A 12,876-nucleotide genomic window follows, 5' to 3' on the forward strand; every position below is an offset into this window, starting at 1 on the left:
CTATCTAATTATTGTTTCCCGCTACTACCAAACCCACCTTCCCCTCTCAAGGTAGTATCCAGCTCTTGGGTTTCGATAAAATCGGCTTGATAGACCTTGTTGATGACCCCTTGCGCGATACGATCTTTGCTTGAAATTGTAAAATCAACATCTGAATGGTTGATTAAAAGCACCATGATTTCACCTCTATAATCGCTATCAATCGTCCCTGGTGCGTTCAAAACGCTCACGCCGTGCTTGAGCGCTAGCCCACTTCTAGGTCTTATCTGGAGTTCATAACCTTCAGGTATCGATATAGCAAGCCCTGTTTGGATCAGAGCACTTTTCCCTGCCTCAAGCACATAATCTTTTAAAGCACACAAGTCAAAGCCCGCTGCCCCTTGGGTCTGGTATTTTGGGATTTGGGCTTTTGGGTGGAGTTTTTTGATTTGTATTTTCATTTTTCAAACTCTATCTTTTGATAAAAAACTTTTAAAATTTCAAAATCACTCTCTCCAGAGGGCAAGCTAATTGTCACTTCATCACCCTCTTCTTTGCCGATAAGGCTTTTAGCGATGGGAGAAGCAAATGAAATCAATCCTCTTGAGGGGTCGCTCTCAGTGCTGCCTACTATGGTGTAGGAGAATTTTTTGTCGTTATCGAGATTGACAATCTCTACAGAGCTGCCAAAGCTGACTTTGTTGTGCGTGAGTGTCGCTGGGTCGATGACTTGGGCGTTGCTTAATATCTGGGTCAAGTCATTGATTCTTGCTTCGATAAAAAGCTGCTTTTCCTTTGCTGCGTGGTATTCAGCATTTTCTTTTAAATCCCCATGCCCTCTGGCAATATCGATCTCTTTGACAATATTGGGGCGTTCGATTTCTTTGAGATTTTTTAATTCTGAACAGATTTTTTCATATCCGTATGCACTCATTGGTTCCTTGTTCATTTCACTGATCTCCTCAACTAAAAACACAATCATATAAAATCTGAAGTTAATTTAATGTTAAAGCTATCCATTTGGCAATATTTTTGGCACTGCCATATTGCAAATATTCCCTAATTTTACCCGCCTCGCATAAAAATTTCTCTCTGTCTGTTTGGTAGTAGCATTGGAGGAGATTTTGGGGATTGAGCGCTTCTTGGATCAATTCTTGGTGCAATCGGGTTTTGCCCTTGCCTGCTTCTTCGCCATTGAGCGCTTGATAAAAAATATTTGCCAGCCCGATACAAGAGAGCTTGACAAAGGCTCTTGCAATCATAAAGTCTATGGCCTTTGCTCGATAACCCAGCACAAAAGGCGTGCCAATGAGTGTGGCCTCTAGTGTGGCTGTCCCACTGCAGATAAAGGCAAATTCAGCTTCATAGAGGCTTTGATGGGTATCAAAAGAAATAGCAAACTCTTCTAAACCCGCTCCATATATCGCTTTCAAATCAGCTCCCTCAAAGGATTTGGGGACAATGAGTGTCTTTTTTTTGCCTTGGAGGGCTTTGGCAGTTTGGACAAAAATAGGAAATATCTTTTTGATTTCACTTCTTCTGCTACCGGGCATAAAGGCAATCCCATCTCCTTGCGGGCTTTGCTTGTAACAAGAGATTTCATCAAGCAAAGGGTGGCCAACATAAGAGGCCTTAGAGTGATAAAACCCTACCTCAAAAGGCAGAATCGCCCCGAGTCTATCGCAATAGCGTTCGATTTTTTGCGCACGCCAGCTTTTCCACGCCCATACTTGGGGCAAGATATAATAAATAATGGGCTTATGGGGCACAAGATGTTTGATAGCTTTTGCTAGAGGAATATTAAAAGAAGACGCGTCCATCAAAAGCACCATATCAGCTTGCAGGGCCAATTGTGCCATTGCTTTATTTGTGCGATAAAAAAACCTTATTTTCCCCAAAACATCGCCAAAGCCCATCACAGAAAACATACTTGGGTCATAGAGCGGCTCGCCTAAGTCTTTTTGAAAAATCCCGATAAATTCGATATTGCTTAGATGTTTTTTGAGTTCTTTGAGATGGAGGTTAGAGCTAGGCTCAAGGGCACTGACAAGGATTTTAGGCATTAGTGTCCTTAGGGGGTTGGAGGGATTGTTGGGTATTGAGTATGTCTTCAGTATGGAAATCGCGCAGTTCGATTTTGAGTTTTGCATTTTCTAGCTCAAGACCTAGCATTTGGTCTTTGAGGGCTTTATTTTCTTTTAAAACAACGCGATATTTTCTATACAATGTATCAGAAAAGACCTTTTTTGTTGGCTTGGCCTTGGCTGTCGAGCCGTCTTTGAGATAGATGTCGATGGTTTCTAGGGGCTTAGGGAGGATTTCATCTTTTTTACTCAAGAGTTGGGATTTTTCATAATGGAGGGCAGAAATATTTTTTTTGATTTTGTATTTGAAAAGCTCTTGATTGACTTGCTTGATGGCTTCGATTTTTTGGGACTGGATATCTTCAAATTTCTTGATGATTGCTTTGAGTTGGGTGATTTGGGCACGCAAGTCTTTGAGGGTCTTTTTTGACTGCTCGATTTCTTGTTTATAGGCTTGGCTTTCTTGCTTGAATCGCTCTCTTTCTGCTTCAAAGAGCTCTACAAGCTCCCAGCTTTCCTTGATTTCAGAGCTTTTTTGGATAAATTCTTGAAAAATATGTCTATCTTCCATCGCCTTCTTCTCCATTGCCCTCATCTCCATCACTCCCATCATCTCCTATCATCTCTAGGGTCAATAGGTGCATTTGACGCCCTTTGATGATTTCAATATGGCTGCCTTTGCACTCTGGACAGATGCCATATTCAATACCTTGGGGAGAAAAACGCGTATGGCAGTCCTTGCACTCTAGCTCCACCTTTTCTTCTATGATTTCTAAAATAGCGTCTTTGCATACGGGGGATTCTTCTCTAAAAGTTTCAAAAGCACTGATAAACAAGCTTTTATCCATGCCACTCCTCTCGCCAATACCCACGACAATTTTTTCAACCCTAGAAGCGTTGTTTTTATGGACGTGCTCTTCGCAAAGCTGCAAGAGAGAGGAAACTACTGAATATTCGTGCATCGCCTTGACCTTTTAGTTCTTTTTGAAAATAATACTTTGTATATGCTTAATATTTGCAAGGGATTGCTCATTTGATGGTTGGACGCTGATATTTTCTAAGATTTTTTGTAGCTCAGGCTCTGGATTGCAAAAGTTTTTGATCTCATCATCACGCCCATATCTCAAGACATATTCACCGATACTTTTTGACCAATCCACACCCTCCACCCCACTCTCAAAGGCCTCAAACATCTCATACAAATAGGCTATTTTCATTGTGATATCGACTTTGTTTTTCCAAAAGGCAATCGAGAGAAAATTTTGTATCTTTTGATATGTCTTGCCTACATCGCCCTTTTGTGCGATACTTTTGGCTTCTGCAAAGACTTGGGAAGTTTCTTTATAAAGCGTGATCGCCTCTTCAGAAGTGCGTATTTCTGGGTATTTATCAAGTATTTTATAGCATTCAGTGTAGTTTTTGCTTTGGTATTGTGAGAGGAATAGCTCAATGTTATTGATATAGTTTTGACTCTTGGATACAAACTCCACAAAAGGCTCTACCCCTGCTAGGAGCTTGAGATATTCTTGTGCTTGGGGGTAGTCTTTGTTTGCGATAGCGCTTTGGGTTTGATGGGCGATATTTTCACATATCAAGAACATTTTTTGATATGTTCGGCTTTTTTTGAGAAATGGATATGGCTTTAAGGCGTTAAAATAATTAGCAAAATCCCTTTTTTTCGCATAACGTTCTATAATCAGATACTGCTCCCAATTCCCTAAAATAGTCGTGACAATGGGCTTTTTATCCGGAATATCTTTGAAAGGTTCTGCTAAGATGGAAAATTTTTCTTTGCCTGTATTCGGGTCAGAAAACACCAGATAATTAGAAATATTGCAGATTTTTTCAAAGTATTCATTGATTTTTTCATATTCTTGGAGGTCTTTGATACAAGGGTGGTCATTAGCGATTTTGCACGCCAAATAATAATCGCGGCTTTCAAAAGCACTCAAAAACTTTGCAATCGAAGATCTTTCTGCGATGTATTTTTTGATTTCTTCTGCTTTTTGCAAGTCTTCAAGATAAGGGAGTGCGATATCAGGAATACCTTGACTTTGGCTTTTGACTAATGACTTAATTGCACTCTTTAGTGCCTCTGGCCAAGTGGTATTTTTGACCTTAGTATAGACATCAAGTGTTTTAAGCAAGATATTATGCTCCTCTGCAAAGGCCTTGGCTTGCTTGAAATTATTTTGGTCTAAAAGGGCTAAAAACGCGTCCATCTGATAGAGTTTATCGATAATTTGGATATTGCCATTGACAAAGCAGATGAATAAAAGATTTTCATAGATTTTCAAGCAGCCCACGCCCTTTGAAGCAAGCTCGATAGGGTGGTTGAGTGTATGGCTTGGGAGATGGTAGATATAGAGCATATTTTCGCGTGTACCGATATAGATATGCGCTCCAGAAAGCACGATTTTAGTCGGCCAAGCTAAAAGATGGGCTTTGATGGTGTTGCTATTTTGTTGGATATCAAAGACCCCTACTTCGCCATCTTTGCAAACATAAAAAATCTTTGTATCCCCATCAAAAAACACCATATCTTCAATCACGCTAGGGGATTTAGCGCTCCAAATCTCTGTATCCCTCTCTAAGTCATAAACCACAAAGCTCATATCATAAGAAGCATAGCAGATCTGCTTAGAATGCTCGCTAAAGGCTAGTGCTGAGATATAATCAGCGCGCCTGGGTAAAAATGTAGTGTATCTGTGGTTGGGGTGGGTATAGATAAATACACGCCCATCTTCCCCACCTGTGGCTAGATATTTGCAGTCTTGTGAAAACTTTGCTACGCTCACATCTGTGCGGTGCCATTTTAGACGCGTTGTCAAAAAGAGATGGTTGTTTGATAGTTTGTAGATATTGCTGATGGACTTTTTGATTCTAGGGATAAGGATATAGCTGTCTAAAGAGCAAGTTATGGCTTTAGAATAATGGTGGTGTATGGGGTCGTTTTGTCCGACTGATTTGCTAAAAGAAAACATAAAATCTTTCAAAGAAAAGCGATAAATCCTTGAATTGCAATCAACGAGCAGATATTCTTCACCATCTCTGACAATATCAAGCACGTTAACAATCAGATTGATTTTATTCCGAACCTTAAGCACAATTGCTCCAGTTTGAATTTTTAGACTTTATTTAGACTTTGGATTCTTTGGGTAGATACCACCACACCACTATGATTTTTTATCTTTTGAGGGTTAAAATCGTGTATAATCATAACATAATTTATCGGGTTCTGCCCATAAATATGTAAAATTATTTTAAATAATTTCAAAAACAAAAGACCAAAATAATATTTTCAGCATAAGCACAATTTTTTAAGGAAGACAGATGTTAAAGCCACGATATCCCACCAAACAGATTTTTATCGGCAATGTCCCCATCGGTGGGGACGCTCCCATCAGTGTGCAGAGTATGACTTTCACCAAAACAGCCGACTTGAAAGCAACAAAAGAGCAAATCGACAGGCTCCATCTTGTGGGGGCCGATATTGTGCGTGTGGCTGTGAGCGACCAAAAAGATGCTAACGCACTCTGTGAGCTCAAAAAAATCTCCACCCTCCCGATTGTTGCTGATATCCACTTCCGACATCGATTTGCCTTGATTGCAGCTGAGAGTGTTGATGCAATCCGTATCAATCCGGGCAACATCGGCACAAAAGATCGTATCAAAGCCGTGGCCGATGCGTGCAATCAAAGACAGATCCCTATCCGCATAGGCGTCAATAGCGGGAGTTTGGAGAAGCAATTTGATAAAAAATATGGCCCCACACCTAAAGGTATGGTCGAATCAGCGCTTTATAATATCAAGCTGCTTGAAGATTTTGGATTTGAAAATATCAAAGTTTCCCTCAAAGCAAGCGATGTAGAACGCACGATTGAAGCGTATAAAATGCTACGTCCTTTGGTTGCTTATCCCTTCCATTTAGGGGTCACAGAAGCAGGGACAATATTCCACTCAATGATTAAGAGCTCTATGGCATTGGGTAATCTCTTGATGGAGGGGATCGGGGATACAATGCGTATTTCTATCACAGGCGAATTAGAAGAAGAAATCAAAGTTGCCAAGGCAATCTTGCGATATAGTGGGAGGCAAAAAGATGGCATTACTATCATCTCTTGTCCCACTTGCGGGCGCATTGAAGCCAATCTTGTTGCTGCTGTCAAAGAAGTAGAAAAACGTCTTGCCCATATCAAAACACCTCTAAATGTGAGCGTGATGGGCTGTGCAGTCAATGCTATCGGCGAAGCCAAGCACGCTGATATTGCCATTGCCTTTGGTAACCACGATGGTCTAATTATCAAAAATGGCGAAGTCCTCTGCAGACTCCCTGAAGACAAGATTTTAGAGGTTTTTATCGATGAGGTGCAAAAGCTCGCTGCTGAGCGCGGGCAATCTGAATAACCCCTCCCCTAACCTCCCCCTTTTTTTGAGCCCTTGAATCTTGTGCTTTCTGTGCTTGAATCATCTATGGCTATTGTGGGTGGATATGTGTTTTTAAGGTTTCAAAAGCTTTCTAGCGTTACAATCACTGCTGATAAAGCCTAGTCTGTCTGCTAAAAATAAGCTTAGCAGCAAAGTGTAGAGGGGAATGAGATGTTATTGGCTCTGTATGGGGTTTTTGCTTTTATTGGATTGGGATATTTGGCAAAATCAATGCGTATGGTAGGCAACAAGCAAAGCGGGATTTTGCTAGGCTTTTTGCTGAATTTTGCCCTGCCAGCACAGATTTTTACAGGCATTTATCATATTGAGTTTGAAATCAAGCTGCTTGTGACCTTGCTTTTAGCACTGCTTTGTTCGCTCATTGGCGGGCTCTTGATGTATGTTTTTGCAAAATTCTTACTCAAAAGAGAGAGAAACACTATCGTTTCTATGGCGTTTTTGAGCACTTTGGGGAATACGCTTTTTTTGGGCGTGCCTTTAGTGGGCGGGGCTTTGGGGCAAGCATACGCAAATAAGGCTATTTTATATGATCAAATATGCACAGCTATTCCCTTAGCCATACTCACGCCTTTGATGATGAGCTTAGGAGGCAAGGGCGTATTTAACTTCAGGTCGATTTCTATGCGACTCTCACAAAACCCACTTTTTTTAGCCCTTATCATTGGTTTGGTGTTTAAGCTCATGCCTTTTGGTCTTTCTGAGTGGATTTTTACACCCATCAAGCAGTTGGGGGCTTGTGCGACGCCTGTAGCTTTGTTTGCTATTGGGGTGCAAATCAGTCTGAGTGATATCAAAACCGAATGGAAAAATACATTTTTTGTGCTCTTTTGGGGAATGGTGGTCGTCCCTAGTTTGCTATTTTTCACTCTTAAGCTCAGCTATGGCACGATACAAGGTGATGGGCAGATGGCGCTGCTAGAATCGGCTATGCCCCCATTGATTAGCTCAGCAGCTGTGATTATGCGTGCAGGGCTCAACAAAAAGCTTGCTGTGAGTTCTATCGCTTTTGGGATCCTTGCTAGTGCGTGTATCATACCTCTATGGCTATATCTGAGCTATATTTAGGGGAGTGTGATGTATGTATATAGGCTTGTTGGACTGAGGATTTTACCTATTTTGTTCTTTGCATATTTGATTGCTAATATCGAAATAGCTAATGTTGGGTTTGCCAAGCTTTTTATGGATAAAGATTTAGGCATAACTGAGAGTGCTTTTGGGTTTGGAGCTGGACAATTTATCCTAGCTTATGCGATATTTGAGATTCCCAGTGTGGCACTCGCTACAAAATTTGGCCTGAAATGTTGGCTTGCTTTGATGGTGCTTGCTTGGAGTGTGTGTTCATTTTTGATGGCTTTTATCCAAACTTCTAGCGAATTTTATATTTTAAGATTTTTATTTGGTATGTGTGAAGCAGGGTTTTTGAGCACTGTAATGCTTTATTTAAATACTTGGTTTGGCAAGAAATATAGGGCAAAGATTTTGAGCTTATTTTTACTTGCAAATCCTTTAGCAAACGCCATGGGCTCTGTGCTATCTGCTTGGATACTTGGCTTTGAGATACCTTGGGGAAAAAATTGGCAATGGCTTTTTGCCCTAGAAGCCTTGCCAGCTTTTTTGTGTGGTTGGATTATTTTATGCTATTTACCCAAAGACTATCAACAAACCCCTTGGCTCACATCTACCCAGAAATCCCAAATCGCTAAAACTCTTGATTACCAACCGATAAGAGGAGCTTTTGCGTTTAGATTTTTTGGGGACATACGCATTTATCTCTTTGCTTTGGTGTATGCGAGTGTTTCAGCAGCTTCGGGGGTTTTTAAAATCTGGCAGCCCTCTATCATTGCTTCTATGGAAACAGATTTGATTGATATCGGTCTGTTCAATATGCTGCCTTTTGGAGTGGCGATGGTGATGATGGTTGTTTATGGTTTTTATTCAGATAAGCATTGTTTCTGGCGTCAAAAGCAGATTTTCATACTTTTAATCTCAATCAGTTGCTTTTTGGCAGGGCTCAATCTCATTAAACATTCAGTATTTTTGCTTGAAATATTTTTATGTGTCATTATCAGTTGTGTTTTTATGTTTAAAGCACCTTTTTGGGCCTATCTCACTGAGAGTGTTCCACCTTTAAAGCTAGGGTTTTATCTAGCTTGTGTCAATGCCCTCAGTAATCTCATGGGGTTTTGGGCTAATGGGGCTGTTGGAATCATCAAAGATAGATATGGAAACTATACGCACTCGACTTTGCCACTTTTAGGGCTTGGAGTGTTGGGAATTATGGCTTTGTGGTTGCTAAAATATCTCAAAAAGCCCTCTTGCTAAATCCTGCCTCCGACTTCAAGATAAAAGCTCGCCCCTGGCGCTTTATAATAATCAAAATACTGCGAATCTGTAAAATTCAAAAAACTCAAAGACACCCATAGCTGATTGCTAAAGGTATAGCCGATTTTAACATCTGCACTGATATGTCCATAGTAATTTTTATACGCATTGAGAATAGGAGAATTCTTGATACTATTATAAGCCCCACTGATAGCATTGACCTGCAAAGAACCAAAAAAACCTTTTTCTCTCCCATAAAGCAAAGATAAATGCATCATGTGCTTAGGGATTCCTGCTAAAAACTTGCCATTATCTTGAGGAGAGTTGGGATTATCTACGACTTGGGCGTGTGTGTAGGTATAGTTGAGATCAGCACTGAGATCACCCCATATTTTTTGAATCACCTCAGCTTCTATCCCCAAAATACGATTATGCCCTCCATTGATGTTTCGAAAGGCACTCGCAATGCTTTTGCCATCACCTTGTTCATAGATAGCGTCAAATAAATCAGTTTGATAAAAATAAATTTTTGCCACACCCCCATAGGGATTGCGCTGTTCGAGCCCAAGTTCATATTCAATGCCATATTCTGGCTTGAGATAAGGGTTTGCGCGACTTCTTTTGCCTATTTTATCCACAAGATACATCTCCCTTGCCACAGGAGCGCGGAATGCTAGTCCCATAGACGCCTTGATAGTGGTATATGGAAACGGATTGTAATTAATCGCTGCCTTGGGTGAGGGGAAAAAGCGAGAAAAACCTCCATAATTTTGCATATTTTTTCCTTTACCCACCTCATAGCCAGCAGCTTTGTCATTAAAATTCTGCCAATAATCCAGACGCAAGCCCATATTTGTGCTAAAAGTTTTATCCCACTTTGCGACCCAGCTCGCCCATAGTGCGAGAGTATAGGCATTAGTATAATCCTTGACCTTGAAACCATCATAATGATTCCAAAAATTTTTTTGATTGTATTGTGCAACATAGTTGCGTTCGTTGTGTGTAAGACTATATCGCCCTTGAAAGCCGAGCAAAAAGGTATGTTTCTTACTCAATCGATTGGTATAAACTGCATCAAAATAATTGCTGCTCGCATAATTATCCAAGCTAATACCCCTACCTCCAAAGATCGTAGCGCTGCTGAGCCCATCGACAAAATGACTGATTAAATCCACGCTAGAAAGCTTTAAACTCAAATCAGCATTTTCACTGAAATAATGCTTATGTGAGATAGAAGCGATATAATTCCACTCTTTTCTTCTCCCTGCTTCGAGTAATTCCAAAAAAGGCGAATAGCTACCATTGTTTGTCATATACGACCAGATGGCCACACCATTTGTATCTCTCATATTGCTATCAGGCACCCCCTCATTTTCTTTTAGATATAAAATATGCAAGTCTAGGTCTGTCGTATCTTTCTCGCCCCAGTCATAGCCTAGCCTCAGTCTCCCATCTTGTGTGCCATAGCCAGTGCGTCCTAGCCAGCCTGCATTGTTGTTGGTTTTAGGGTCGATACTTTGATGGTTGATAGTGACATCTAGCCCCGCAATAGGGCTTTGAGTCGCCATAACAGGCACACGATATGCCCCATCAGAGTGGGTAAAGGCATAAGTAGCTTTGAGCTTTAAACGATGGTTGAAAAACACATCTCCGAGTGAAAAATATCCCCTTGCAAGGTTTTTATCAGCACTTTTGATGGGGCTAGAATCTAGCTCATTGCCATAACTCAATACGGCTGTGGATTCAAATTTAGCGGGCATTTCTGTGATGAAATTCACCACCCCACCAATCCCTCCTGTCCCATACAAACTCGAAAAAGGCCCACGCACCACTTCTATGCGATCGATATCATAGGCATTGATAGATTGGATCACTCGCATTTCTCCCTCTAAGTCATTGAGTATCACACCATCAAGCATTACAATCGTCCCATAGGGGATACCGCGGATAAATAGCTGCTCTCGCCCTTGATAGCCCACATCTTTACTCACCCTCACGCCTGCCATCACAGAGATCATATCGCTGATTTGACGCGGTGTCCTCTTTTTGATTTCAGATTTTTCCATCAATGTGACATTTCCGGGTGATTGACTGATACGAGTGGGTATCCGTGTGGCTGTTGTCATCAAAGGCGTGAGAGCAAGACCCTTTTGGCTAGCCATAAGCCCTCCAAATATACCCAAGACACAAACTCCCCCCATAGCACATAAAATATTTTTTTGCCATTGACTTGATTTTCGCAATACAATCTCCTTATATAAAAAAATATATAATGAATAATAAGCCAAATCTACTTAATTTCTTGATAAATTATTGACAAATTACCCAAGAATTTTGCAATCTAGTTGCGTGCCTATTGTGGAGTATTTTAGGGAGTAGAAAAAGACCTTTTTCTGCCATACGAGCATAGATCCAATGGATATTTAATCTATCCGAGCACAAACACAACTAAGGATTTGGGATAATATCAGAGTGATTTATAGATATTTTATTGATTATTCAAACAAATCACACTATAAATAGCACTCAAAACCTTTCTTGAGGAGAAATTACGATGATAGACAGATTCAAAGCTTTTGTAGATAGCTACCAAAAATCGCCCAATTATAAGCCCCCGCTGGGTTTTGGCATTGCCAGAATTGACAGAGGTCAGCTCACAGGCAATGTGCTCTGCGCGACTTATCCACTCTTAAATTGGAGTCATGAAAATCTCGGCTCTTATGCCGTGTTTATGCACGCACTCAATCCTGAAAATCAAATCTCTATAAGCGAGAGTGAGTGTGTGTATGGGATTGATGAGGGGTTTATATACAAGGCTTTGGAGCTTTATACGCCCTTTTTAAACGAAGCAATCCAAAACAAAACAAATCACAAAAATATTCAAGCTGTCTTAGAACTCAAGAAAGCCCTAGATACAGGGCGCCTTAGAGATGAAAGTGGCCGATTTTTATTCCATTTTGTCGCACTTTTTAAAGACACCAAATGCCAGAGTGTAGAAACTGCTTATCTCAAGCTCTTAGCCCTCTCCTTAGGCAAAGCAGAGCTTAGGAGCTTGGTTTTGGACGGGATTTTTGGGCTTTTGCAAAATGTCGCTTGGAGCGGGAATCGCCCTTATGAGCTTGCGTGGCTCAGAGAAAATGAAATCGCCCTCAAAATGCAAGGGCTCTATCCTTGTATTGATTTTGTCGATAAATTCCCCCGATATCTCATGCAAGTTATCCCCCAATACGACAACATCAGACTTTTAGACACAGCCAAAACTAGATTTGGTGCTTATTTGGGCAATGGCGGCTACACACAAATGCCCGGTGCAAGCTATGTGAATTTCAATGCAGGGGCTTTGGGGGCTTGTATGAACGAAGGGCGCATTTCTTCATCTGTCATCATCGGAGAGGGCACAGATATAGGTGGAGGGGCTAGTATCTTAGGCGTGCTGAGTGGAGGGAATTCTGCCCCCATTAGCATTGGTAAAAATTGTCTTTTGGGCGTGAATAGCTCTACGGGTATCAGCTTGGGAGATGGGTGTATTGTCGATGGGGGTATTGCTGTTTTAGCTGGGACAATCTTTGCAATCACTGAGAGTGAAGCCAAAAAAATTGCCCAAATCAACACAGAGTTTGCTATCCACTCAGATGGGCTCTATAAGGGCAAAGATCTTTCAGGAAAAAATGGTCTGCATTTCAGACAAGAAAGCACGAGTGGAAAAATGATTGCTTTTAGGAGTAATAGAAAAATAGAGCTCAATACAGCCTTGCATTGATAGAATCAATAGCCTTAAATATGGATTTACAGAGTTTTATTAGCACTTGATTGATTGAATTGCTAGATTTTAAGAATTTATTGTTCTATCCAAAATCAGAAAAAAATAAAGAAAAAAAAGGGGGGGGGGCAACGATAGCTGCTATATGCAGAGATTAAAAAGATTAAATAAAAAAGATTAAAAAAAGACATAGCGATATAAAAGAGCGAGGGAGAGCGAGTGTGACTTTTGGTATTATTTTTGCTTTCGCTAGAGATATTTCAGATATTCTTAGAAATATTT

General features: G+C 40.7%; 11 protein-coding genes. 4 read left to right on the forward strand and 7 right to left on the reverse strand.

The genetic code is table 11. The annotated features are described in order from the left end of the window. Positions 1-8: 8 nt before the first annotated feature. The 6 genes from dut to BKH46_RS00860 are packed head-to-tail and all read right to left on the reverse strand — an operon-like array spanning position 9 to position 5,170. Positions 9-440: a dUTP diphosphatase gene (gene dut / locus BKH46_RS00835; protein WP_095224921.1), complete on the reverse strand. Its 432-nt coding sequence runs from the start codon at positions 438-440 to the stop codon at positions 9-11. Then, positions 437-928, reverse strand: a complete 492-nt coding sequence (greA, locus tag BKH46_RS00840) for a transcription elongation factor GreA (protein ID WP_095225033.1) — start codon at positions 926-928, stop codon at positions 437-439. The genes dut and greA overlap by 4 nt, the downstream gene beginning before the upstream one ends. Before the next feature lie 46 nt (positions 929-974). After that, a complete protein-coding gene (gene lpxB / locus BKH46_RS00845) occupies positions 975-2,042 on the reverse strand; it encodes a lipid-A-disaccharide synthase (protein WP_095224922.1) in 1,068 nt (355 codons plus the stop codon). Next, positions 2,035-2,634 carry a nickel-binding protein Mua gene (mua, locus tag BKH46_RS00850; RefSeq protein ID WP_095224923.1) on the reverse strand — a complete coding sequence of 200 codons (600 nt, stop codon included), beginning with the start codon at positions 2,632-2,634 and terminating at the stop codon, positions 2,035-2,037. Before mua ends, lpxB begins: the two co-directional genes overlap by 8 nt. Continuing rightward, a complete protein-coding gene (hypA, locus tag BKH46_RS00855) occupies positions 2,624-3,025 on the reverse strand; it encodes a hydrogenase/urease nickel incorporation protein HypA (RefSeq protein ID WP_095224924.1) in 402 nt (133 codons plus the stop codon). Before hypA ends, mua begins: the two co-directional genes overlap by 11 nt. A 12-nt stretch (positions 3,026-3,037) precedes the next feature. Beyond that, complete coding sequence (locus tag BKH46_RS00860; RefSeq protein ID WP_143428891.1) at positions 3,038-5,170, reverse strand: WD40 repeat domain-containing protein; 2,133 nt, start codon at positions 5,168-5,170, stop codon at positions 3,038-3,040. Positions 5,171-5,396: 226 nt separating this feature from the next. On the opposite strand from BKH46_RS00860, the gene ispG reads away from it, so the two are divergent. From ispG to BKH46_RS00875, 3 genes are all read left to right on the forward strand, one after another. Further along, complete coding sequence (gene ispG, locus BKH46_RS00865) at positions 5,397-6,470, forward strand: flavodoxin-dependent (E)-4-hydroxy-3-methylbut-2-enyl-diphosphate synthase (RefSeq protein WP_095224926.1); 1,074 nt, start codon at positions 5,397-5,399, stop codon at positions 6,468-6,470. 192 nt (positions 6,471-6,662) lie between these two features. Then, the gene (locus BKH46_RS00870; RefSeq protein WP_095224927.1) at positions 6,663-7,577 is read left to right on the forward strand and encodes an AEC family transporter; all 915 of its coding nucleotides are present in this window, start codon (positions 6,663-6,665) and stop codon (positions 7,575-7,577) included. 9 nt (positions 7,578-7,586) lie between these two features. After that, the gene (locus BKH46_RS00875) at positions 7,587-8,834 is read left to right on the forward strand and encodes an MFS transporter (RefSeq protein ID WP_095224928.1); all 1,248 of its coding nucleotides are present in this window, start codon (positions 7,587-7,589) and stop codon (positions 8,832-8,834) included. Here BKH46_RS00875 and BKH46_RS00880 read toward each other — a convergent pair. Then, a complete protein-coding gene (locus BKH46_RS00880; RefSeq protein ID WP_172402510.1) occupies positions 8,831-10,996 on the reverse strand; it encodes a TonB-dependent receptor in 2,166 nt (721 codons plus the stop codon). The two genes, BKH46_RS00875 and BKH46_RS00880, sit on opposite strands and share 4 nt — an antisense overlap. A 392-nt stretch (positions 10,997-11,388) precedes the next feature. Between BKH46_RS00880 and BKH46_RS00885 the strand changes: the two genes are divergently transcribed. Then, positions 11,389-12,594, forward strand: coding sequence for a 2,3,4,5-tetrahydropyridine-2,6-carboxylate N-succinyltransferase (locus BKH46_RS00885; RefSeq protein WP_095224930.1), 1,206 nt, complete (start codon positions 11,389-11,391; stop codon positions 12,592-12,594). Positions 12,595-12,876 lie beyond the last annotated feature (282 nt).

The sequence above is a fragment of the Helicobacter sp. 12S02634-8 genome (assembly GCF_002272865.1).
Taxonomy (GTDB): Bacteria; Campylobacterota; Campylobacteria; order Campylobacterales; family Helicobacteraceae; genus Helicobacter_J.